The sequence below is a fragment of the Sphingobacterium sp. SGR-19 genome, from assembly GCF_011043555.1.
Classification (GTDB): Bacteria; Bacteroidota; Bacteroidia; order Sphingobacteriales; family Sphingobacteriaceae; genus Sphingobacterium.
The window spans coordinates 826,881-852,779 of the sequence record NZ_JAAKGS010000002.1; the positions used below are offsets into that span (position 1 = coordinate 826,881).

General features: G+C 45.6%; 15 protein-coding genes. 10 read left to right on the top strand and 5 right to left on the bottom strand.

Going from position 1 to position 25,899, the window contains the following annotated elements:
- Nucleotides 1-15 precede the first annotated feature (15 nt).
- From G5B43_RS07125 to G5B43_RS07160, 8 genes are all read left to right on the top strand, one after another.
- Nucleotides 16-2,481 (top strand): glycosyl hydrolase family 95 catalytic domain-containing protein, encoded by a 2,466-nt coding sequence (locus G5B43_RS07125; RefSeq protein ID WP_165293997.1) that lies wholly within the window; start codon nt 16-18, stop codon nt 2,479-2,481.
- Nucleotides 2,478-4,046 carry a glycoside hydrolase 43 family protein gene (locus G5B43_RS07130; protein ID WP_240904784.1) on the top strand — a complete coding sequence of 523 codons (1,569 nt, stop codon included), beginning with the start codon at nt 2,478-2,480 and terminating at the stop codon, nt 4,044-4,046. Before G5B43_RS07125 ends, G5B43_RS07130 begins: the two co-directional genes overlap by 4 nt.
- Before the next feature lie 33 nt (nt 4,047-4,079).
- Entirely contained in the window at nt 4,080-5,459 is a 1,380-nt protein-coding gene (locus G5B43_RS07135) for a glycoside hydrolase family 43 protein (RefSeq protein WP_165293998.1), read from the top strand.
- Complete coding sequence (locus G5B43_RS07140) at nt 5,452-7,320, top strand: sialate O-acetylesterase (protein WP_165293999.1); 1,869 nt, start codon at nt 5,452-5,454, stop codon at nt 7,318-7,320. The genes G5B43_RS07135 and G5B43_RS07140 overlap by 8 nt, the downstream gene beginning before the upstream one ends.
- A 51-nt stretch (nt 7,321-7,371) precedes the next feature.
- Nucleotides 7,372-9,462 (top strand): hypothetical protein, encoded by a 2,091-nt coding sequence (locus tag G5B43_RS07145; RefSeq protein ID WP_165294000.1) that lies wholly within the window; start codon nt 7,372-7,374, stop codon nt 9,460-9,462.
- A gap of 118 nt (nt 9,463-9,580) precedes the next feature.
- The gene (locus G5B43_RS07150; protein ID WP_165294001.1) at nt 9,581-12,268 is read left to right on the top strand and encodes a glycoside hydrolase family 3 C-terminal domain-containing protein; all 2,688 of its coding nucleotides are present in this window, start codon (nt 9,581-9,583) and stop codon (nt 12,266-12,268) included.
- A 204-nt stretch (nt 12,269-12,472) separates the two neighbouring features.
- Entirely contained in the window at nt 12,473-15,529 is a 3,057-nt protein-coding gene (locus G5B43_RS07155) for a SusC/RagA family TonB-linked outer membrane protein (RefSeq protein ID WP_165294002.1), read from the top strand.
- A 15-nt stretch (nt 15,530-15,544) separates the two neighbouring features.
- Nucleotides 15,545-17,497: a RagB/SusD family nutrient uptake outer membrane protein gene (locus G5B43_RS07160; RefSeq protein WP_165294003.1), complete on the top strand. Its 1,953-nt coding sequence runs from the start codon at nt 15,545-15,547 to the stop codon at nt 17,495-17,497.
- Nucleotides 17,498-17,556: 59 nt separating this feature from the next.
- On the opposite strand, the gene G5B43_RS07165 is transcribed toward G5B43_RS07160, so the two are convergent.
- Entirely contained in the window at nt 17,557-18,591 is a 1,035-nt protein-coding gene (locus G5B43_RS07165) for a LacI family DNA-binding transcriptional regulator (protein WP_165294004.1), read from the bottom strand.
- Nucleotides 18,592-18,730: 139 nt separating this feature from the next.
- Between G5B43_RS07165 and G5B43_RS07170 the strand changes: the two genes are divergently transcribed.
- Together G5B43_RS07170 and G5B43_RS07175 are read left to right on the top strand one after the other, a co-directional pair.
- Nucleotides 18,731-18,961, top strand: a complete 231-nt coding sequence (locus tag G5B43_RS07170; protein ID WP_165294005.1) for a hypothetical protein — start codon at nt 18,731-18,733, stop codon at nt 18,959-18,961.
- 83 nt (nt 18,962-19,044) lie between these two features.
- Complete coding sequence (locus G5B43_RS07175; protein WP_165294006.1) at nt 19,045-20,046, top strand: DUF1080 domain-containing protein; 1,002 nt, start codon at nt 19,045-19,047, stop codon at nt 20,044-20,046.
- A 61-nt stretch (nt 20,047-20,107) separates the two neighbouring features.
- Here G5B43_RS07175 and hutG read toward each other — a convergent pair whose 3' ends face one another.
- Genes hutG through hutH form a run of 4 tightly spaced genes read right to left on the bottom strand, consistent with a single transcriptional unit; the run spans nt 20,108 to nt 25,899 of the window.
- Complete coding sequence (gene hutG / locus G5B43_RS07180) at nt 20,108-21,070, bottom strand: formimidoylglutamase (RefSeq protein ID WP_165294007.1); 963 nt, start codon at nt 21,068-21,070, stop codon at nt 20,108-20,110.
- A gap of 1 nt (nt 21,071) precedes the next feature.
- Entirely contained in the window at nt 21,072-23,075 is a 2,004-nt protein-coding gene (locus G5B43_RS07185; RefSeq protein ID WP_165294008.1) for a urocanate hydratase, read from the bottom strand.
- On the bottom strand, nt 23,072-24,325 hold the full coding sequence (gene hutI / locus G5B43_RS07190; RefSeq protein WP_165294009.1) for an imidazolonepropionase: 1,254 nt from the start codon (nt 24,323-24,325) through the stop codon (nt 23,072-23,074). The genes G5B43_RS07185 and hutI overlap by 4 nt, the downstream gene beginning before the upstream one ends.
- A 2-nt stretch (nt 24,326-24,327) precedes the next feature.
- The gene (hutH, locus tag G5B43_RS07195; RefSeq protein WP_165294010.1) at nt 24,328-25,899 is read right to left on the bottom strand and encodes a histidine ammonia-lyase; all 1,572 of its coding nucleotides are present in this window, start codon (nt 25,897-25,899) and stop codon (nt 24,328-24,330) included.

The following is a 25,899-nucleotide window of genomic DNA, read 5'->3' on the forward strand; positions in this document are numbered from 1 at the left end:
CTAGAACCTGAGTATATGTCGCGTTTATCTGTTCGGAAAAACACCTTAAAAACACTGTTGTTAACCGTTGCGTTCTTGATCCATGCAATGGCCTATGCGCAAAAACAAACAGCATTAAAACTGTGGTACGACAAACCCGCAGATGCGAATGTTTGGGAAGAGGCGTTACCCATAGGCAATGGACGTTTGGGTGCGATGGTATACGGAATACCGCAACGTGGAGAGTTGCAGCTTAATGAGGAGACGATCTGGGGAGGCGAGCCGTATCGTAACGACAACGAAAAAGGAGGAGCGGCATTGCCCCAAATCCAACAGTTGATCTTTGACGGAAAAACCGGAGAAGCGGACAAACTGATTAACGAAACCTTTTTCACCAAGACGCACGGCATGGCGTTTCAGACGGCCGGAAGTGTTATCCTGGATTTTCCCGGACATGAGACGTATACGCAATATACACGCGAGCTAGATTTAGAAAAAGCGGTAGTGACCACTAAATATACCGTAGATGGTGTGACCTATACCCGTGAAGTTTTTTCCTCTTTTGCGGATGATGTCATTGCCATGCAACTGACCGCCAGTAAAAAGGGAGCGTTAAATTTTACCGTAGCCTATAACAACCCTTCCGAACATCGAATTTTTAAAGAAGGCAGCCGTTTGGTCTTGGAAGGACGAGGGACGGCACACGAAGGTATTGATGGTAAAGTCGTATATCGGACCTACACTACTGTCAAAAATAAAGATGGGAAAGTAACATTAACAGATCAGGCATTAAAGGTGTCCGATGCCACTTCTGTGGTTGTTTATATGGCTATCGGGACTAATTTTGTAGACTATAAAACGCTGGATGACACTCGAGTTTCCCGCGCTTCGGGCAAGCTTGATTTGGCAGAAAAAAGAAGTTTTAAAACAGCAAAAAAGGAACATAGTAGGCTTTATTATAAGCAATTTGGTCGCTTTTCGTTGGATCTCGGAAAGACAGGAGTGCCTCCAGGGACCACGACCGAGCATATCGCTAATTTCAAAACGACAAAAGATCCCTCTTTAGTAACCCTATTGGCTCAATTTGGTCGCTATTTGTTAATCTGCTCCTCCCAACCGGGTGGGCAACCGGCTAATTTACAGGGTATCTGGAATAACTCGCTGCATCCGGCATGGGATAGCAAGTATACGATCAATATTAACACCGAAATGAATTATTGGCCAGCCGAGGTAACCAATCTTTCGGAAACCCATCAGCCTTTATTCCAGATGATTAAAGAACTGAGTGAGCGTGGTCAAGGAACAGCAGAAAAGCTTTATGGAGCACAAGGGTGGGTAGCACACCACAATACCGATATTTGGCGTGTAACCAGTCCGATTGATTTTGCAGCAGCAGGGATGTGGCCTACTGGTGGGACGTGGCTCACACAACACCTCTGGGAGCATTACCTATACACGGGCGATACGGTTTTTTTGCGTGAGATATATCCGATTATGAAAGGTGCTTCGGACTTTTTGTTGGCTACCCTAATTGAACATCCAAAATACGCTGAAAAAGGCTGGTTGGTGTTGTCTCCGTCTGTTTCGCCAGAACATGGCCCGATGTCAGCAGGAGTAACGATGGATAATCGATTGGCTTTCGACATGCTGACCCGTACCGCATTGGCGAATGAAATATTGGAAGAAGACGAAACATACCGTGCTGCACTGGCGGCTGCTGCCAAACGTATTCCACCGATGCAAGTGGGGAAATACACGCAGTTGCAAGAATGGCTAGAAGACAAAGATGATCCAAAAAGTGAACACCGTCATGTTTCGCATTTGTATGGTCTCTATCCGAGTAACCAAATATCTCCGTATCGGACGCCCGAATTGTTTGAAGCGGCTCGCAACTCGCTGAACTACCGAGGGGATTTGGCAACGGGCTGGTCGATCGGATGGAAGGTTAACCTCTGGGCGCGTTTGCTGGATGGTAACCACGCGTATAAAATTATCAGTAATATGCTGACTTTGGCACATGGTAAAAATAAAGACGGACGAACGTACCCAAACTTATTTACGGCACATCCGCCTTTTCAGATTGATGGTAATTTTGGTTTGACGGCGGGCGTGGCAGAGATGCTGATCCAGAGTCACGATGGCGCGGTACATTTATTACCGGCGATTCCGGATGTATGGTCAACAGGCACAGTGAAAGGCATCAAGGCGCGCGGCGGTTTTGAAATTGATATGGTCTGGGCCGATGCAGAAGTACAGAAAGTGACTATTTCTTCTACGATCGGTGGAGATGTAAGATTACGTTCCTACGTTCCATTAACAGGTAAAGGATTGAAAGAAGCAGTTGGAAAAAGTTCAAATAAACTGCTTCATCCTATTGATGGTACAACGGGGCTTGTATCAAAAGAAGCTCATTTGAAAGGCAACCATTTGAAGAATGTTTACGAATATGACCTGTCGACCACCGCAGGCAGCAAATATGTATTTAAAAGAAAAGGAAAATGATGAATAAATTCGCTAATAAGATGAAAATGCTTGCATGTACAGGGATACTATCCCTAGCAAGTGTTTCCTATGCACAAAAGGCCCAGAACCCTATCATATTTGCGGACGTGCCCGATATGTCGATGATTCGGGTAGGGGAAACCTACTATATGAGCAGTACCACGATGCACATGAATCCGGGATTACCACTCATGAAATCCAAAGATTTGGTCAACTGGGAGTTGATTGGATACGGTCACGAATCGTTGGCGGATATGGATGAACTGAACTTAAATAATGGCAAAAATACCTATGGACGGGGTACATGGGCGAGCAGTATTCGACACCACAACGGTACCTATTACGTGAGTACCTTCGCACAAACAACCGGTAAAACCTATGTCTATATAACGAAAGATATAGAGAACGGCCCGTGGGAGATCAAAGCGTTCGAACCCATGATGCATGATCATACGTTGTTCTTCGAAGGCGACAAAATTTATATGATATGGGGAGGAGGCAAATTAAATATTGTCGAACTAAAGCCCGACTTTTCTGGTATTAAGCCCGAAACGCAGCGTGTGCTGATCGAGAATGCAACCTTGCCGAGTACGCCGGCAGATACAAAAGGTGGATTGCCAGCGGAGGGATCGCAACTGTTTAAAGTGAACGGTAAATACTACCTGTTCAACATATCGTGGCCTCCGGGAGGAATGCGTACAGTGATTGTGCATAAAGCCGACAAATTGGAAGGGCCCTATGAAGGGCGTGTGGTTCTGCAGGATAAGGGAGTAGCACAGGGCGGCCTTATTGATATGCCTAACGGCGATTGGTATGCGTACTTATTTCAAGATTACGGTGCGGTAGGTCGTATACCATTTATGGTGCCGGTTACCTGGGAAGATGGTTGGCCTGTTTTGGGTATAGACGGTAAAGTGCCCATGGAATTGGACCTTCCGGCTAGTACAGGTCTAATACCGGGGATTGTTAATTCCGATAATTTTAGCCGGAAGAAGGGAGAGCCTGCTTTGCCACTGGTGTGGCAATGGAACCACAATCCGGTGGATCATCTTTGGTCGGTGAGCGAACGTAAAGGATATCTACGCCTGAAAACGGATCGTATAGACGAGAGCTTCTTACAGGCGAGAAATACCTTAACGCAACGTACGATTGGGCCCACATGTGTGGGCGCTACGGCGATAGATGTGTCAAAAATGAAAGACGGCGATTTTGCAGGGTTATCACTTTTGCAAAAAAACTACGGTTTGGTAGGTGTGCGTATGGAAGGTAATAGAAAGTCGCTGGTTATGGTCAATGCGACAACGGGAAACCCGGAAGAAGTTGCGAACATCCCCGTAACCCAACAGATAATACACCTAAAAGCCGAATGCAATTTCACGGATAAAAAAGATGTAGCTAATTTCTTTTATAGCCTTGACGGGAAAAAATGGGAACCTATCGGAACAACATTAAAGATGACGTATACCATCCCCCACTTTATGGGATATCGTTTTGGATTATTTAATTATGCCACAAAAATGGCGGGAGGGTATGTGGATTTCGACTATTTCGAAATCAAGGAATAAGGATCAAAACCAAAGTATAAAAATAAATATGATATGAAGTTAGGTAACATTGTTTTCGGACTATCGGCTGCTTTATTTGGACCAGCATTATCTTTAGCACAAAACCCAATTGTGCAAACCATGTACACTGCCGATCCTGCGCCTATGGTTTACAACGACAAAATGTATTTGTATACCAGCCATGACGAAGATAATTCCACTTGGTTTGTCATGGACGATTGGAAACTTTATACCACCGAGGATATGATCAATTGGACGGATCATGGAGTAGTGGCCTGTTACAAAACATTCCGTTGGGCAAAAGGAGATGCCTGGGCAATCCAGGTGGTTGAGCGAGATGATAAGTTTTATCTATATGCGCCTATAACATCCGCTATTAACAATCGCCCCGCGATTGGTGTAGCGGTCGCGGACAGCCCGTACGGACCGTTTTATGATCCACTGGGGCATCCGTTGGTGCAGACGAAGGAAGGAGACATTGACCCGACCGTGTTTATAGACGATGACGGACAGGCTCACCTGTATTGGGGAAATCCTTTTCTGTATCATGCGAAGCTGAACGAAGATATGATTTCGCTGAACGGTAAAATTACGGAGATTCCCATGACGTCGGAAGCATTCGGTGTGCGCGAAGGAAACGTGGAAAAGAGGCCGACGTTATATGAGGAAGCCCCTTGGTTATATAAAAGAGAAGGGTTGTATTATCTATTATGGGGCGGTGGACCTATACCAGAACACTTAGGATATTCGATCAGTGAATCGCCGACTGGTCCGTGGAAGTACGGCGGGACATTAATGCCAACGGAAGGACGCAGTTTTACGAACCATCCGGGAATTGTTGATTTTAAAGGGAAGACGTATCTATTTTATCACAATGGTGCACTGCCGGGTGGCAGCGGTTTTACACGTTCTGTCGCGGTGGAAGAAGTAAAGTTTACCGAAGATGGTGTGATCGAACCCTTAAAAATGACACAGGGGATTACAGAACAGCTGAAACCGTTGAATCCATATCAAAAGGTGGAAGCAGAGACGATTGCCTGGTCTGAACATATCAAAGCAAAGCAAAATGCGGAAGTTGGCGTGTTTGTACAAGCGATGCAAGACGGTGCGTACACGAGTGTAAAGGGAGTGGATTTTGCGGAGGGAGCTTCTAGGTTTAACGCACGGATCGGAACGACGCACAACACGGGCATTACCATGGAAGTACGTCTGAACGGAATAGATGGGCGGTTATTGACCACTATAGAAGTGCCGCGAACGGGAGGAGATAATAGGTGGTCGTTGGTATCATGTGATATTCCTTCAGTTTCGGGGAAGCACGACGTATACTTTGTTTTCAGAGCGAAGAACAAGCCTGGGGTGATTATGTATTTTGATTATTGGATGTTTTCTAAAGAAAATCAGAATGGATAAACTGTTTTTTCAACTAACTGTTTTTTTCTGTTTTTTTGGAGGATCGAGCGTTTTCGCCAAGATACGTTTACCCGACCTCATCAGTGACAAGATGGTTTTGCAACGCAATATTACTCTCGACATCTGGGGATGGGGCGATGTAGGTGAGAAAGTAACCGTTCGTTTTCAGCGTGAACACTATTATACTGAGGCAGGTCCAGATGGTAAATGGACGGTGCAGTTGCCTCCTCAGGCAGCAGGAGGGCCATATATCATGGAGGTCAATGAAATCGTGATCCGCGATATTCTGATTGGCGACGTGTGGCTGGCCTCCGGGCAATCCAATATGGAAACACCAATTGCGCGCCTGACCGACCGATATCCGGAGATAAACGCATCCAATAACCACATGATCCGCCATTTTAAAGTGCCGACACAAAACACGGTCGAATCGGTGCAGGGAGATATTCCTAGGGGCGGAAAGTGGCATTCAGCCGTGGCATCGGAAGTGATGAATTGGACCGCTTTAGCTTATTTTTATGCACAGGAGGCGTATGATCATACGAAAGTGCCTGTGGGCATGCTGGTATCAAGTTTGGGTGGCTCCGCGATCGAAAGTTGGATTAGCCAAGAGCATCTCAAGGAATTTCCAGATTTGTTGGTTGATCAAGAAGCTATCGATAGCTTAAAGATCGTAGGAACCGATCGAGGAGCGGGAAAATGGAATACGTCCGATTGGAACGATACCGACTGGCAAACGACGACTGTACCCGGGCTTTGGCGCACACAGGGATTAGATAGCAAAGGCGTTGTATATTATCGCCGGGATTTTGATATCCCGCCTTACATGGATGGGCGACATGCGAAGTTGCTTCTGGGGATGCTGATCGACAGCGATTCGGTCTTTGTAAATGGTCATTTTGTGGGATCGACTTCCTATCAGTACCCTCCTCGGAAGTATGATATTCCTGCAGGTGTGTTGCGCGCCGGGAAAAATAACGTCACGGTACGACTGATGGCGAACAACGGAAATGGCGGTTTCGTAGAAGACAAGCCTTATAAAATTATTGGAGACGATATGGAGGTGGATTTGACTGGGGAATGGAGATATAGAGTTGGGTTAGACTTAGATGAAATTAACGGTTATAAAAAACGTCTTAGTAATTTTAAAGCGGCTGGATCGGGATTATATAACGGTATGATTTATCCTATCCGGAACTACCGGATGCGGGGAGCGATTTGGTATCAGGGAGAGACCAATGCCGGTCGCCCACAATATTACCAAACGTATCTGGAATCGTTGATTCGCAATTGGCGGGAACTGTATCAAGCTCCTGAACTACCCTTTTTGATTGTACAGCTACCCAATTACTTAGAAAAATCCGACGAACCGCAGGAAAGTGGCTGGGCAGAAATACGCGAAGCACAGCTTAAAGCGACACAGGAAGTTCCGAACACGGCATTAGCCGTGGCATACGATGTGGGCGAATGGAATGACATTCATCCCTTGAACAAAAAAGATATTGCCCATCGACTATTTTTAGGTGCTCGGAGGATATCTTACGGAGAGAAGTTAATTAGCTCGGGACCTATATATCAGGATATGAAAATAGAAGGCGACAAGATTGCGTTGTCTTTCACGGAGATTGGTGGGGGATTACGCAGTAGGGATGGTGCGTTACGGCATTTTGCAATCGCAGGAGAAGATCAAAAATTTGTTTGGGCAGATGCGGTGATCCAAGGGAATACAGTTATCGTCAGTAACGCGGACATAAAAAAACCGATAGCTGTTCGCTACGGCTGGAGCAATAACCCGGAAGACGCCAATCTAGAGAATAACGCGGGCTTGCTCGCCTCGCCGTTTCGTACTGACGATTGGTAAAAAAAATAGAAAGAATTTATATAGAAGTACATTTATAAGAGATTTTAAATTATGTTTAAGAAAAAGCAAATCGTGTTATCTGTCGTTGCTGCGACGTTGTTTTCTGTAACCGGGGTAAAGGGGCAGAACCATACTATGCAAGGAACAGCTTCTAAACAGAAATTTGTACACAAGGCGGCCGGAAACCCTTATCTACCGCTTTGGGAGCATGTGCCGGACGGCGAACCGCGCGTATTTGAGGATCCCGACAATCCGGGAAAATACCGTGCCTACATCATTGGTTCGCATGATGTACGGTTTGACAGTTATTGCGGGCCAGATATTCGAATGTGGTCGGCACCTGTGGAGGACCTCTCCAGCTGGCGGGATGAAGGCGCAATTTTTACCTATGAAATTGACGGGCAATGGGATGTGATGTATGCACCGGATCTAGTAGAGGTAAAACGAAAGGACGGGAAAAAGGAGTACTATCTATACCCCCATAGCCGGGGTCCGCATAGGGAGGCGATGGTGGCAAGGGGAGATCGACCGGATGGGCCGTTCAAGCCCATCAATATGACAGCCGATGGAAAGCGTACGGTACCCGGGAGTGTCTTGGGATTCGATCCGGCTGTATACATTGAGTATGTCACCGATCCGAACGACCCAGATTATGAAATTGGCTTCCGAGCATATGGATATTGGGGATTCCAACGGTCTTTAGCCGCTCAGCTAGACCAAAACACGATGTATTCGGTTAGGCCGGGCACGGAGGTAATTAATTACTTTATACCGGCAAGTGTCCGATATGGCCAGCTACGTGATCCGGAAGGAACAGAATATCCGAGCATCTTACCGGGGGAAGACTTGGGCTCGTTCAACTTTTTTGAGGCGTCTTCGATTCGGAAGGTTGGTAATAAGTACGTTTCCGTCTATAGCGGGTATTCGGGACCGGAGTATGGTATCGGTAGCTCCAACTCTACCCTCAGGTATCTGGTAGGCGACTCCCCGTTGGGGCCATGGAAAAGTGGTGGTGTGCTAGTTGATTCACGCGGACCGGTGCTCAATCAGGATGGAAGCGCTTTGGAAACGACCAATGGCGGACACAATACGCATGGCAGTATGGAATTGATTAACGGACAATGGTATGCTTTTTATCACAGGCCTCCGAGAAATTTTGGCTTTGCACGTCAAGCGGTGGTCGCGCCTATAAAAATAGACTGGGATCAGAAGCCGGTATCCGAAGGTGGTACGGTTAGAATCCGTGCGTACGATCCGTATTCTGCTGATAGTGTGTGGACGGTCAAAGATAGTCAAGGAAGGGAGTATACGGGAGCAGAGGTAACTTCAGAAGGTTTTCATGTGTATGGCTTGGATCCTTATCAGTATTACTCGGCGGGCTATGCTTGCTACCTTTCCGATGTAAGCACGATGCAAGACTCTTGGGATATCTGGGATAACCATATGCCGATTACAAAGGTAAAAGATGGTCATATTATCGGGTATAAATATTTTGGTTTCGGCGGACTTGATCAGGACAAAAAGGGATTAAAAGCCTTCGAAGGAACAAAAAAAGGTAATGAAACGGCCTTCAATGTATTTCTTACACCCAGAACAGCAAAAACCTTTAAGGTGAATGTTTGGTTGGACGGATCGTGGAATAACGACGCCTGGAATGGGAAAAAGATCGGAGAGATTGTCGTTCCTGCTGGTGCTGAAGCGAAAGAGACCAAATTCACGGTAGACGTTGCCAAGTTTGTAGACCATTTAGAGAAAAAGCATGCGATCTTCTTGGTTGCTGAAGGCGATGGATCGGAGGTGCTTTTTGATTTAGCGGGTATCGGTTTCAGTTCCCATAAAAAGGAAATCGTTCGTCCCATCATTCCGACGGTCAGCATTGCGGTAAACGGAAAGGAGATCGACCTGTCTGACGTGCCTGTTCGATCAACGAATGCGAATGGTATTGTCGGGTATGATCTATACGAAACAATCTTTACACTACCTTCGGGAACAACGGATACACCGCAGGTCTCGGCAACTGCAGATAACCCGGATGTACAAGTAAGTATTACCCAAGCGGAATCGGCACAAGACGTAGCGCTGGTTAAATTCGATTATAAAGGAGTCGTGAAAACGCATCGTGTGGTGTTCGCTTCGGAGTAAAGACGTCATCAACCTATTTAGTTAGTCTACCGAGCATATGGTACAGGGATAAAACGATCAGTAATGTCGGGGGCTAATTTAACGTTCAGGATACATTAGAAAATCGAATATAAATGATATGAAGTACAATTCTTTTTACTTAACGGGTGGACTTTTACTGCTCATCTTGATGGTTTTTACAGTGAATGAGCATCTCAAAGAGGATCGTTATCCGTTCAGAAACCCTGATTTACCGGTTGAAGAACGGATAGATAATTTGATTGGGTTATTGGCCTTGGAAGAAAAAATCGGATTGATGATGAACAGTTCGAAGCCTGTACCACGATTGGATATTCCGGCCTATGATTGGTGGAACGAAGCTTTGCACGGCGTGGCACGTTCCGGAAAAGCGACGGTGTTTCCGCAAGCCATCGGTATGGCAGCAACTTGGAACGAACCGGGTCATCTGAAAACGTTCGAAATCATTTCGGACGAAGCGCGTGCTAAGTACAATGAAGCTAGCCGGCGTGATGAACGTGGTCGCTACTATGGATTGAGCTTTTGGACACCGAATATTAATATTTTTCGTGATCCAAGATGGGGAAGGGGACAGGAAACTTATGGTGAGGATCCTTATTTGACGACAAGATTAGGACTTGCTGCCGTTAAGGGGCTACAAGGCGATGATAGTACCTATTTCAAGACACATGCCTGCGCTAAACATTATGCTGTACATAGTGGCCCAGAATGGAACAGACATTCGTATAATGCTGTGGTTTCCGATCGTGATCTTTGGGAAACCTATCTGCCTGCATTTAAGGCGTTGGTACAAGAAGGAAACGTGCAGGAAGTGATGTGTGCTTACAATGCCTTTGAAGGACAGCCTTGTTGTGGAAGTGACCGGTTGATGATGGATATTCTCCGCAACAAATGGGGTTTCGAGGGGATGGTGGTATCGGATTGCTGGGCCATTGACGACTTTTACAAGAAAGGTCATCATGAATCGCACGACACACCAGCGGAAGCTGTAGCGAATGCGGTGTTGACTTCTACCGATTTGGAATGTGGACAGTCTTATGAACATTTATTAGCGTCGGTTAAAGAGGGGCTGATCACGGAGAAACAAATCGATGTTTCTTTGCGACGTATTTTACGAGGTTGGTTCGAATTGGGTATGTTCGATCCGGCAGACCGTGTGCCGTGGAGTCAATTATCTTATGACATTGTAGCCTCCGACAAGCATAGGCTGCAGGCGTTGGACGTTGCACGCCAGTCTATGACCTTGTTAAAGAATGAGAATCAAATACTTCCGTTAAGCAAAAACATAAAACGGATAGCTGTGGTGGGAGCAAATGCGGCGGATAGTATGATGCTTTGGGGCAACTATAATGGTACGCCGAGATCGACAGTGACGATTTTAGAAGGCATCCGGAAAAAAATGCCCAATGCAGAAATCATCTATGAAAAAGGTAGTGATCTTGTCGACCCTTGGGTAAGACATTCCTTGTACGAATCGTTCTTCACAAAAAAAGACGGTGAACAAGGTTTGAAAGTGGAATTTTACAATAATAATACGTTGGAGGGGAAGCCCGTTCGTACGTTAACAAACCGTTTGGGAATCGAATATTCTAACCGTGGCGGTACCGCCTTGGCTCAGGATGTCAATCTGGAAAATACTTCCATGCGTATTTCAGGCGTTTTCGTAGCCCCTTACACAGGTGAAGTTGTTTTTAAAGCGCATGCCAATGATGGCTACACAGTGACTTTTGACGGTAAGGAAATCGGTAAGATGGAAGGTCGGGAGGCGGTTCGTGGCGCTGAATATGCCGTCCAGGTGGAGAAGGGAAAAGCGTATCCGGTGGTATTCGAACACCGTCAAAAAGGAAGTATTCTGACCATGGGGTTCTCTGTCTTTAAAAAGGAAAAAGCCGATTTTACGGATTTAACGGAACGTTTGAAAGGGGTTGATGCTATTGTTTACGTCGGCGGTTTGTCTCCACAATTGGAAGGGGAAGAAATGTTTGTGGATGCCGAGGGTTTCAAAGGAGGCGATAGAACTTCAATTGACTTGCCGAAGGTTCAACGCGATCTGTTGGCGGCATTACGCCAAACCGAAAAGCCGGTCATCTTTGTCCTATGTACCGGAAGCGCTCTTGCACTCGAGCAGGATGAAAAAAATTATGATGCACTGCTTTGTGCTTGGTATGGCGGAGAGCAGGCCGGAACGGCCGTTGCGGATGTACTCTTTGGAGATTACAATCCCGCTGGCCGGTTGCCGATAACTTTTTATAAATCCTTAGCCCAGTTGGACGGCGCTTTAACGCAAACGGGGGACAAGACACGTCAGGGATTTGAAAATTACGATATGCAGGGCCGCACATATCGGTATATGAAGGAAGATCCATTGTATGCATTTGGCCATGGATTGAGTTATGCCACTTTTTCCTATGGAGATGTACGGTTACCGCAATCCACGATAGATGGCAATAGTCCGGTACAGTTGTCGATTCCGGTGACTAATACTTCAAAAATAGACGGCGAAGAGGTCGTGCAAGTTTATGTGTCACGGAATAACGATGTGCTCGCTCCAATTAAATCGTTACGTGCCTTCGCGCGGGTTGCGCTCAAAGCAGGCGAGACGAAAATGGTGGATGTAGAAATTGAACCCGAGGCTTTTCATTTTTATGATGAACGTGCAGGTGCTTTACAGCGAAAATCTGGTGTATATACGGTTCGTTATGGAGGGACTTCGACCGATCGGGGATTGGAAACTTTAACACTCAAAATCATGGATTTGAGAACATCAACGCATCATGTAACCAATTGAAACGTTTATGTTACATGCACGAATGTGATCATTTGTGCATAGTCCTAATATTGCATGAGCAACCAAGATAATTCTATTACAGTTCCGATATTTTATGGGAGAAGTGCAACCGGTTGTATAAAGAAAGAATGCAACAAATTTTATACTAAATTTAAACTTAACATGATAACAAAACCTGATTTTTTATCGCTCGAGCGATTTCAGATGAACAGGAGAAAAACTCCCCTGCATCGTATTATGCTCGTATTGTTTTTTTTATTGGCAAATAACGTATGGGCGCAGGAAACGGAAGTTAAAGGGAGAATCACCTCAGAAGCGGGAAATCCATTAGCAGGTGTTTCCGTTCACGTTAAGGGGACGACGAACAGCACTTCCTCTGGAGACAACGGACAGTTCTCTTTGGCGGCAAGCTCGGGATCGGTACTCGTCTTTTCATATGTCGGTTTTGCAACACAAGAATATACGCTGGGCGATGAAACAGATATCCAAATTACGATGTCAAGTTCGGATGCGCAGCTGGACGAAGTCGTCGTCGTTGGATACGGTACACAGCGTAAAGAAGCGATAACGGGATCGGTGGCTTCCATCAGTGGCGAGAAGATGAACGAGGTGCCGGCGGCGAATATTACACAGGCCTTGCAAGGCCGGGTGGCAGGGGTGCAAATGACCCAAACATCATCTAAACCCGGAGCCGCTATGCAGATACGTATCCGGGGTACGCGTTCTTTGAATGCCAGTAACGATCCCCTAGTCGTGTTAGACGGGATTCCATTTGCGGGATCTATCGGAGACATCAATCCGATTGATATCAAAAGTGTCGATATCTTAAAGGATGCGTCAGCGACCGCTATTTACGGTTCACGGGGCGCGAATGGGGTGATCCTTGTCACAACGCATAAAGGATATAGTGGGCAACAAGCAAGAGTCACTTTTAATAGTTATACAGGGCTGAAAACGCTGTTTTCGCGTTACCCGATGATGGATGGCCCTGAGTTTGTCGAACTTAGAAAAGCTGCTGGCCTGTATCAGAACGGCGAAGACGAATCCGATGACGTGGATGTAGACTGGCAGGATCTGCTTTACAAAAGCGGGATCATGACCAGTCAGGATCTTAGTGTTTCGGGCGGTACGGAAAAAACAATCTATAATTTTAGTACCGGTTATTTCCGCGATGAAGCTGTCTTGCCTGGACAAAATTTCGATCGCTTTTCGTTGCGGGGAAGTTTGGACCAAAAAATAGGAGAGCGGATACGCGTAGGTTTCAGTACGAATAACAATTATTCGGTCAATAGAGGAAATAACCTAGGGATCTATACGACTTTGAGTACGACACCTATTGCAAACCCCTATAATGAAGATGGTTCCTTCAAGGATATCGTCCGGATGGCGCAGGATAATCATTGGGTATATTCGAGGGAAACCATAGAAAATCTCGGAAATAAGTGGGTGGATATGGCGAAAGGCTTTGGTTCCTATAACACTTTTTTTGGCGAAATAGATATCCCTGGCATAGAAGGATTGAAGTATAGAGCAAATGTAGGTCTTAATTTTCGAACGACGAATGGAGGTGCTTACACGGGGGAAGGTATTTTCAGTTCGGAGATCAACAATCCGTCTACGGCGTCGATTAACAACTCACTACACACGCAATGGACGATAGAAAACCTATTGACCTACGATCGTACCTTCGCGGAAAAGCACAATCTTAACGTGGTAGGGCTCTACTCGGCGGAACAAATCCGTTACAATAGCTCGTATGTTTCGGCGTTGCATATTCCGGAAGATAAATTCCAATTTTATAATTTGGGACATGCGACAGGCGAGATCACGGTCAATCCGAATGATCAGGATTATTACAAAACGGGGTTAATGTCTTGGATGGGGCGTGTCATGTATGACTACGATGGTAAATATATGGTGAGCGCCACTATTCGTACGGACGGTTCGTCAAGACTAGCGCCAGGACATCAGTGGCATGCTTACCCTGCGGTATCTGCGGGATGGAACGCAAAAAGAGAATCGTTCCTCTCGGATGTCCGTTGGTTGGATCTGTTAAAATTCCGTGCCGGATTCGGTCAAACCTCTAATCAGTCGGTGGCGCCATACAAAACGTTAGGACAGCTATCTACAAGGCCTTATAATTTCGCGGACGAGTTTGCTATGGGATATTATATGTCAGAATTACCGAATGCGGCCTTGGGTTGGGAATATACCAAGACTTGGAATTATGGGGTAGACTTTGCCCTATTGAATAATAGGTTACGAGGTACTTTTGAGTATTACACGCAGCATACAAAAGACTTGTTGTTGAGTGTTGGATTGCCGGCTTCATCGGGTGTAGGTAGTTACATGGGGAATATCGGAGAAACGGAAAACAAAGGTTTTGAATTTTCGCTGGATGGATTGATTTTAGATAACCCTGATGGATTGACTTGGGAAGCTGGATTTAACTTCTATTTGAATAGGAACAAGTTATTGGCTCTTTCTTCGGGACGCGACCGCGATGAGGGAAATGCATGGTTCGTAGGCCATCCAATCGACGTAATTTATGACTACGAAAAAATAGGTCTATGGCAGGAGGGCGATCCTTATTTGGATATTCTGGAACCGGGTGGGAATCCAGGTATGATCAAAGTGAGATATACTGGAGAATATGATGCCGACGGGGCGCCTGTACGTCAGATTAACGCCGACGATCGGCAGATTATAGATGTTAATCCCCGTTTTGAAGGAGGTTTTAATACACGTCTGGCATATAAAGGGTTTGACTTGGGGCTTGTTGCGGCGTTTAAAAATGGCGGAACGTTAATCAGTTCGTTGTATTCTTCTGCGAGTTATTTAAACCTGATGAGCGGACGTCGAAATAATGTTCGAGTCGATTATTGGACCACTGAAAACACCGATGCCAAATATCCGAAACCGGGCGGGATAGCTAGTGGAGATAACCCGAAATATGGAAGCACGCTGGGGTATTTTGATGCCTCTTACTTAAAAATAAGAACGATTTCGCTGGGATATAATTTCAATCGTGAAGGCTGGTTGCAACGGGCAGGTATTGGTGGTTTGCGTATTTATGGAACGGTACAAAACCCTTTTGTATTATTTTCTCCGTATCATCGCGAGTCTGGGATGGATCCCGAACCTAACTCGAGGGGAGATGAGAATCAAGCGGTGGCTTCTTATCAAAGCAGGCTCATGGTCATTGGGACCAACACCCCGGCCAACAGAAATTATATGATCGGACTGAATGTATCATTTTAAGAAGAGGAGGTAGTTATGAAAAATACATATATAAAAATAGTGTCGGGTGTTATCATGGCGACATTAATACTAGGCGGTTGTTCAAAAATACTAGAGGAAGAACCAAGAAGTGTATTTACACCGGATTTTTTTAAAACGGAAAAGGGCGTCGTTGGTGGAATTACCGCATTGTATGGGCATTTACGGAATATATACGGAAATGGTTACTATTATAATGCGTGTTTAACGGGAACCGATGAGTATACCTACGCGCAACAAGCGGATGGCAATTTCAAAGATGCGGATTTGTCAGGAGTGGGGTCGTTGACACCGAGCAGCAGCCGATCGGACGTATTGTGGAACGAAGCTTTTCCAGCGATAAATACGGCAAACGGCGTGATAGAAAATGCGGTGGAAGTAGAGGGCATTTCGGATGCCATCGTCGCCGAAGCGTATTTTTTTAGGGGGTTTGATTATTTTATGCTGGTGCAATCCTTTGGTGGTGTTCCGTTGGATTTGGGATCGGGCGAACTAAAGTTCAATACATCCACCATCCGGACATCAGTTCGTAACACAGTTCCCGAAGTATATACCAGAGCAGTCTTTCCTGATCTAATGAAGGCAATTGAAGATCTGCCCGACGTTGGACGTGTTACGGGAGGTGCAACGAAAACCTTGGCCCGTTTATATTTGTCTAAAGCATACCTCACGTATGCCTGGTGGCTGGAAAACCCCAACAATATACCGACCTATCCGGAGACAACGCGGACTGATCCAGATGGACATGATGCAGCATATTATTATCAAAAAGCATACGATGTTGCAGTCGAGGGTATTGACAATCCTGGGAACCACAGTTTACAAGAAACTTACTATGATGTGCATTATGGGCCGAACGACCGGAATAGCGAAATTATGCTCTACGCAGACCATACCGAGGATAGCGAATACTTTAACGGAGGAAGTCATTCTTACGGAAGTGGTGGAGCACCGGATAACTTTGCCGTTTGGATGGTCACTTGGGATTATACTTTTTTGGAAAGTGCAAAGACACCAGAATGGAAAGAGAAGGTAAGGTCGGTTCAGCGAGAGGCTGCACAAGCTTACGGCAGGCCGTGGACCCGAATGGCGCCTACGCAAAACGCGATTATCAGTACGTTTGCAGACAAAACAAATGATTCACGATATGATGGTACATTTGTCACTACTTGGAGAGCGAACTGGGATAAAGCGGGGGTTGCCAATACGGTGCTTTACAACGCGCATGGTTTGGAGGTTCGGCCGGGAGATGCAATTCTAACTATTTTGGATGACGAGCCTACGATCGCTGTCGATTACTCCAACTCGCCTTATAACAGTAACGTTGGCGCGGGAATTATTCCGGGACAGGCTGCGTTTGTGATACCTCCTAGCGCAATTAGCAGAAGAAAGTACCCGAACTTATGGAAACTAGGTACATATCGTACAGATAATGGCACTGGTTTGGGACAACCCAATGGCGGAAGTACGCGTCCTTTCAATATTGCGAAGTTTTCAGAACTGTATTTTGTTGCAGCAGAAGCGGCCGTAAAAGGCGCATCGGTTCAAGCGGGTAAGGGTGCTCGTGATTTAATTAACGTCATAAGAGCACGAGCAGGTGTATGGCGTTGGGACAATAACGGTAACGTGGAAAAAATTGAAGACTTGAGCATGGAAATGGTAGCAGCAACGCCAGCCAATATAACCATTGATTATATCCTCGATGAGCGTTCAAGGGAATATTTTGGAGAAGGCTATCGCTGGTTTGACTTAATAAGAACACAGAAATGGAGTGAACTTTCGAAGACTTACCAGATTGCGGGACCCGATATCGGGGATCATACGCCTATCACCTTTACGCGGGATATTCAGCCATTTCATTACCTACGCCCTATCCCTCAAGGTCAAATGGATGCGATGGAGCTGGGTGCGGCCGAAAAAGCGGCGTATCAGAATCCGGGATATAATTAATACGACCTAGAAACATTTTTTTAAAACTCGTTCATCTAATCTTGAAGGTGAACGAGTTTTTAAATATCTGTTGATTTCCGATAGCTAGTTGTTGCCTCCAGTAGAAAATTTTCATAAACCATGTTCTGCCTGTTTTGTTGTTTTTCTATCAATGGAATCAATAGATCCAACGTAAGTTGTGCCATTTGTTGTGTTGGCTGTCGAATCGTCGATAACGCTGGATTTAAATAATCTGCTAAGTCGGTATTGGTAAAACCGATGACGGCTACGTCCTCAGGAACACGGAGGTGAAGACCAGCCAATACGCCCAAAATCTTAATCGATAGTGTGTCTGTGCCGCCCACAATGGCATTAGGCATATGATCACTTGCTTGTAGCCTTTTGAAAACTTCTTTCAATTCGCTATCAATATTTTCGGCCGGATCTTGATAGTCGGCATCAATCACATATTCCTTCCGAAAGGGAATGCCGTAGTTGTGAAGCGCATTTTTATAACCACGAAGACGGTCTTTTGTATTTCCAATATCTTTGCCACAGAGAAAAGCAATCTGGGTACGTCCTTTCTTGATGAGTTCTTCTGTCACTTTAAATGTTTCTAAACTATTATGTATGCCGATCTTATACGTGTCCAGATTATGCTGTATGCGGTCAAATAGAATGACGGGACAGTGCTGGTGGTGGATGTCTCTTAATACTGCTGTATTGGAGTTTTCAAAAGCGGGTGAAATGATAATTCCGGCGACATTCTGACGTATAAGAAAATCCAGCGCTTCTTTTTCTATTTTCTCACTATTTTGGGTTTGAAAGGGCAACAATGTATAGTGGTGTGCCATGGCGAGTTTATAGAGCTCATCAATGAATTCTAAAAAGAATGGACTGGAAAGGAAAGGAATGACAACGCCAATAAGGTTGGTTTTTCCAGTTTTGAGGTGCTTCGCAAATGGATTGGGTCTGTAATTATGTTTTGCAGCATAGGCCAAAACCCGCTGTTTAGTTTCCTCTTTAATTTCATAGCTATCATTTAATGCCCGGGAAACCGTAGCCGGAGACAGATGGAGTGCCGCTGCAATAGACTTTATGTTGATTTTCCCCATGACGAACTACGAATTGTTTTTGGCTAAATTATCGATTTATTTCCATATAACCGGGATTCGATTGGAATAACTGGCCATTTAGTCCATGGGTGTCGCTTTGGCTCAGAATTTGTATGCACTTGCAAAATAGAGATTGGATATGAAAAGAATTTTAGGATTTTTAACGATCGTATTACTGTTGTTCGCGGTTTCTTCTTGTTACTCGCACCGACATCCCCACGGACATTTGCCGCCGGGTAAGGCAAAGAAAATTTATGGAGACAAATCGGCTAAACGACACGCTCCTGGTCAGAAAAAGAAAAGATATAAAAAAGCGAAGAAGGGGAGAGGGCATTACAAACATGATGTATTGCTTCATTTTGGAAGATGATCAGTTTCTCTTTCGTTAAGAATGGATTATATCGTATTATTTTTTTGTAGATTAGTGCCTTCAAAAAACGCTAAACTAAAGTTATGCTAAAAAAGTATGTTGGTTATAGCACACTGCTGTTTTTATTGACAGCAAGTGTGGTTTCGTGTAACAACGGAACAACAGAAGAGAAACGGAAAGAGGAAATACATAATGCCGCTACACAGGTGGTGCCCGAAGAAGCCCAAGGACTGATCGGCCGATGGGATATTACGGTTGATAAAGAAGGTAAGGAAGTACCATCTTGGTTGGAAGTGAAGCTGTCGGGACTTAATGTATTGGTCGGATCGTTTGTAGCGGATGCTGGAAGTGCTCGCCCTATTTCAGTTATTCAACTCAAAGAAGGAAAGTTTTCTTTTCAGATTCCACCCCAATGGGAAGGTGGGGATGGGTTTTTTACCATTGAAGGCGAATTGATCGGTGAAGAGATCAAGGGAACGATTACTTCCAATAAAGGGAATACATTTTCATTTACCGGCGTGAAAGCGCCTTACCTTGTTCGGACAGGTGAAATTCAATGGGGAGAGCCAATCGAATTATTCAATGGCAAAGACCTAACGGGTTGGACAACTTCAGGCAATAACAGCCAGTGGGTGGTTGAAGATGGTATTTTGATCAACAAGGAAACCGGAGCTAATTTGATCAGCGAACAGAAATTCGATGACTTCAAACTGATTGCCGAATTTCGTTATAAGGAAGGGGCAAATTCGGGCATCTACTTGAGAGGCCGTTATGAAGTACAAATCGAAGACTCGCCAAAGGATAGACATCCCGGATCCATGTATTTCGGTGGGGTATATGGTTTTCTATCACCCAGTGAGATCGCTACGTTAGGACCAAACGAGTGGAATACCTATGAGATCACGTTACGTGGACGTATGGTAACCATCGTGGCAAATGGAAAAACAATCATTAGCAACCAGGAAATTCCCGGTATTACAGGAGGAGCCTTAGATAGTCAAGAAGGTGAGCCGGGGCCAATTTATTTACAGGGCGACCACACCGGTGTAGAATTTAGGAAGATTACGGTTATTCCGGCGACATAAATTATGCCGAATAAATATGATTCTAAAAGGAGGTGCCTAATCAAACGGCACCTTTTTTACTTTATAGTTTTTTTACTACCTTAAACACGAGGTCTGCCACCAATTTCGCGGTGCGATTATCGATATCATAATCGGGATTTAACTCGGCAAAATCAATACTGACGAATTTTGGAGAGCTGATGATATGTTTAAATGTGCTCATAAAGAAAGCGTTAGGCATGATCCCGTTATAGGCAGGCGCACTCACACCGGGCGCATAAGGTGCCGCAAATACATCCATATCCACGGTAACATATAGCTGATCGATCTGATTTATAAATGATGTGATCTGGGTTTGGATGGTTTCTTGATTCGAAACATCAAAACCCTGTGCTTCTATCCAATTTACGCCATAGGTCTGAGCGGTGTTGAACAGTGCTTGTGTGTTGCTTATTTGCTGTATTCCAATAGGAAGATAGTGGAAGCTTTTTTCGCGCTGTGCTATCTGATAAAAACCCGTGCCGGAAGAGGCTCCGTTATTTTGCGGTTCTCGAATGTCAAAATGAGCATCGAAGTTGATGATACCGATTTTTTGGTCGTTTGCCTTCCGAAGGCCAAGATAATGGCCAAAGGTAACTTCATGTCCGCCACCGAGTACAATCGGAAAACCACCTTTCTTGCGGATGTTAGCTACCGCTTCGCCGAGTGCTTCTTGCGAGGCTTCCAAGTTCTTATCTTGACAGTGGATATCACCAACGTCTACCATACCCTTTTGTTGTCCTGGAAGGAAAGGAAGGTTCGATAAGCTTTTTCGTAGCGTTGTCGGGGCTTTTGCAGCACCGACTCGTCCTAAATTTCGTTGCACGCCTTCGTCACATGCATAACCCAGCAGGACGAAACGGTCACTTAAATCTTCGGCTTCATCCAGATGTATACATTCCACAACTTGATGCCAGCGGAGATGATCCCGGTCAGAACCGTCCACTCTTCCCGTCCAATTATCGGGTGATGGTGGGGTATAATAGTTTTGAAATGCGATCGACATATTATTTGAAAATATGATTTAATATACGGTCATCTACTTCGTTTGCCAGCGTCACCTTCAGTGAACCTGTTCGGTTCAACTCTACTTCTATGGCTTGGCGAGCTTCTTTATTGCGTGCCCATGCACGGCGTGCGATACCATTGTTAACATCGTAGAATAACATACTTTCCAGTTTTCGGTCGGCCTCCGGAGAGCCGTCCAAAACTATGCCGAATCCACCATTGATAACCTCGCCCCAGCCCACACCGCCACCATTATGGATAGAGACCCACGTAGCACCTCGGAAACTATCACCGATAACATTGTGGATAGCCATATCTGCGGTGAATTTACTACCATCATAGATATTGCTCGTCTCGCGATACGGAGAGTCGGTGCCACTAACATCATGGTGATCACGTCCTAAGACAACGGGAGCTGTAATTTGTCCGTCCCGAATGGCTTTATTGAATGCTCTGGCGATCCGTACGCGTCCGAGGGCATCGGCATAGAGTATCCGGGCCTGTGAACCGACTACCAGTTGGTTGGTTTTCGCCTGCCGGATCCATTGGATGTTGTCTCGTAATTGTTGTTCGATTTCCGGGTAAGCAGATGCTAATAACGCTTCTAATACTTCGATAGCTATGGTATCGGTTTGGCGAAGATCGTCGGCCAAACCAGAGGTACACACCCATCGAAAAGGACCAAAGCCGTAATCAAAGCACATGGGGCCTAAAATATCTTGTACATAAGAAGGATAGCGGAAATTGATACCGTCTGCCGCCATCACGTCAGCACCTGCCCGGCTGCTCTCCAAAAGAAACGCATTGCCATAATCGAAGAAGTAAGTTCCACGAGACACGTGCTTGTTGATGGCATCTACTTGTCGTATCAATGAACGCTGTACCACCTTTTTAAAAACTTCGGGTTGTTCGACGAGGAGGATATTGGATTCTTCGAATGAAAACCCTACCGGATAATAACCGCCAGCCCAAGGATTGTGCAACGATGTTTGGTCTGAACCAATAGATATCTGTATGTTGGCGTCTAAAAAGGCTTCCCATACATCAACTACGTTCCCGATGTAGGCAATCGAAATAACCTGTTGTTTTTTAACAGCTTCTCTTACGCGGCTAATAAGCGCTTCCATATCATCGATCAACAGGTCTACCCAGCCTTGTTGGTGGCGTTTATGTGCTGCAGCTGGGTTCACTTCTGCGCATACCGTAATACATTCCGCGATATTTCCTGCTTTGGACTGTGCGCCACTCATGCCACCGAGTCCCGATGTAAGGAAGATTTTGCCACGTGGACTTTCGTTTTTAGGTAATTGTTTTCGGAAGGCATTCATGACGGTTATGGTCGTACCATGGACGATACCTTGCGGGCCAATATACATATACGATCCGGCGGTCATCTGCCCGTATTGTGTCACGCCAAGCGCATTGTACCGTTCCCAATCGTCTGGTTTGGAGTAATTGGGAATCATCATACCGTTGGTCACGACCACCCGCGGAGCATCCTTAGAAGACGGAAATAATCCCATTGGATGCCCACTGTAGACATGGAGCGTCTGTTCGTCTGTCATATCGGATAAATATTGCATCGTCAGCAGGTACTGTGCCCAATTCTGAAAAACGGCCCCATTTCCACCGTAGGTAATCAATTCGTGCGGGTGTTGTGCTACGGCAGGGTCAAGGTTGTTCTGTATCATGAGCATAATGGCCGCGGTTTGTTTGCTTTTGGAAGGGTACTCTGAAATAGGACGTGCATGCATGGTATATTGGGGACGGAATCTGTACATATAGATACGACCATAAGTGTTGAGTTCTTCCAGAAACTCTGAAGCCAGTTCTTGGTGCCATGCCGACGGAAAATAACGGAGCGCATTTCGAACGGCAAGTTTCTTCTCTTCAGGTTGTAGTATATCTTTACGCTTCGGCGCATGGCTCACCGCTTTATCGTATACTGGTTTTGGAGGTAGTGCTGTAGGTATACCTTGTGCTATTTGTTCCTGAAATGTCATAGTTGCTCTCCTTTCGTATAAATCAGCTTGCCACTTTTCCAAACTTGTTGCGGTCGGAGTGTCCCTTGCTTATAGGTGATGTTTTGATAGTTGGATGTCATATAGATATTAAAATCTGCAAGTTGTCCGCGTTTTAGTTGTCCTCTATCTGATAAATTCAAGGCCCTTGCTGCCCGGAAGGTAAGAGCAGAAAATACTTCCGCATTGCTGAGCTTCTCGGCAGTCGCTAAAATAGATGCTTGTACCATGAGTTGCCCCATGGGCGCTGAACCGGGGTTCCAATCGGTCGCGATGGCGAGGATTGCGCCTTCGTCCAATAGGCGGCGTGCAGGCGTATACGCATAGCCTAGTCCCAAGGACGCGCCGGGCAATGCTACGGCAACAGTATCCGACTTGGCGAGGATTTGGATTTCGTTTTCCGTAGATGCTTCCAAATGGTCGGCGCTAACAGCTCCAAATTCAACGGCGACTACGGAACCCGATGTCGTAAATTGATCCGCATGGACCGTAATATCAAAGCCTTGTTCTTTAGCCTTTCGAAAATAAGGCCTTATTTCGGTTGCGCTAAAGGCACTTTTCTCGACGAAGGCATCGATTCTATTCGTTAGGTTCTCTCGTTGTAGGATAGGGAACAGTTCGCTCGCTATCTTGTCTAAATATACGGAGGCGTCTCCGTCGAAATCGCGTGGTTTCATGTGCGCAGCAAGACAAGTAGGCACTAAATCGGCGGCTACTCGTTTTTGCGCCTGTTGTATTGCGCGTAGCGTTTTGACTTCTTGTTCTACCGAAAGACCATAACCGCTTTTGACTTCAATGGTGGTAATACCTTGTTTTATCAAGGCATCCACGCGTTCTACAATTCGTGCCGTAAGTTCTTCTTCAGGAGCTTCCCGTGTATGTTGTACCGTGCTCCAAATGCCACCGCCTGCTTCGGCTATTTCCAAGTAGGTAGCACCGGCATTGCGTAGGGCAAAATCATTTGCCCGGTTTCCGCTAAAAGCAATGTGGGTATGACAATCAATATAGCTTGGCATGCATACCGTCGGCGTGTCAATGTCGACGAATGTTACGGTAGCACCATATTTTTCCTGTAAAATCGGGTATGGTCCAACGTCGATGATAAGATCATGCTCCATGACAATACCGCCTTTTTCGATAATTTCCAACGTATTATCCAGCAATGCACCATGTAAAGGCATGTTTGCCAGCGGTAATAATTGGGTGAACGGACCTATCAGTTTTTTTGCCATGATTAAAATGTATTGAATTGTTCTACATGATTGCCGTAATAAGGAATGCTTCTTTCTTCTGCTACCTGCAAGGCCAATTTGACAAGTTCCCCTGAACTGACCATCTCTTGCGCGTTGGATAGGATATCCTCCATCGGCTGATCGACTTCGATATGCGGAATATGCTGACGAATTTCTCGATGAATAGCTTCTATGATAGGGGTTGATTGTAAAGGACGATGGAAATCAAACGCCTGGGCTGCGCAAATCAATTCGATGCTGAGGATACGGTTCACGTTTTGGATGATTTGGCAAAGCTTGCGTCCACTGATGGAACCCATGCTCACATGGTCTTCCTGTCCGAGAGAGGTTGGAATACTATCGGCACTAGCAGGAAAGCACAACCCTTTATTTTCGCTTGCCAAAGCAGCCGTCGTATATTGCAGGATCATAAAGCCGGAGTTTAAACCGGTAGACTGGAGGAGCAATTTGGGGACACCAGGAGTGTCTCCTTCTAACGAAAGGTAAATACGTCGATCAGACATATTACCAATTTCAGAAATAGCAAAGGTCGCATAGTCCATGGGGAGTGCGATGGGTTGACCGTGAAAACTACCGCCACTAATGGTCAGCTCGTTGTTGATAATAACGGGATTGTCCGTCACGGCGTTAATTTCTATTTCAACAATATCTTTAAGATGCAACCAAGCCTGCCGGGATGCACCGTGGACTTGGGGGATACAGCGTAGCGAATAGGGATCTTGAACCCGCGAACAGTTTTTATGGGATTCCACAATCTTGGAGCTGTTTAGCAAATTATAAATCGTACTGGCAACAAATTGATTCCCCGGATGTGGGCGGAGGGCATGTAACTCAGGAAAAAACGGTTTGATGGACGCATTTAATCCTTCGAGCATCAAGGCGGCTATCAGGTCAGCATTTGTTAATGCGTTATGTAGTTCGGCTACCGCCATGACACCGTGTGCAGCCATGAACTGCGTTCCATTAATAAGTGCCAGGCCTTCTTTGGCACCTAATGTAATGGGAGCAAGTTGATGTTGCTCGAGAACTGAGGTAGTCTCTTTTATTTCGCCATTTACCCAGACCTTTCCCAGTCCGATAAGGGGTAAGAAAAGATGGGCTAGGGGAGCTAGGTCGCCTGAAGCACCTACAGATCCTTGTTCGGGGACGACAGGTATGATGTTGTGATCGATATGCCAGCGGATACGTTCCATTGTACTCCACTGTACACCGGAGAAGCCTTTTGCCAGCGCATGGATCTTCAGTACAAGCATGAGTTTAGAGAGGAGCGGGGAAATGGGGTTGCCTACACCCACGGCATGGCTCTTCAAAATATTTTCTTGTAGTTTTTGTGTGTCACTGGCGTTTATAATCGTTGTGCACAACGGACCAAAACCCGTATTGACACCGTATACGGTATTGCCCGAGACGACAATATCCTGAACATAGGCTGCGCTGCGCTGTACCGCTTCTTTCGTATCTTCCGATAAGATGCCCTTTTGTTCTCCTCGCGCTAAACGTAAGGCTGTGGAGCTATGGAGAACATCGATACCATATTTGAAGTTGTTCATCAT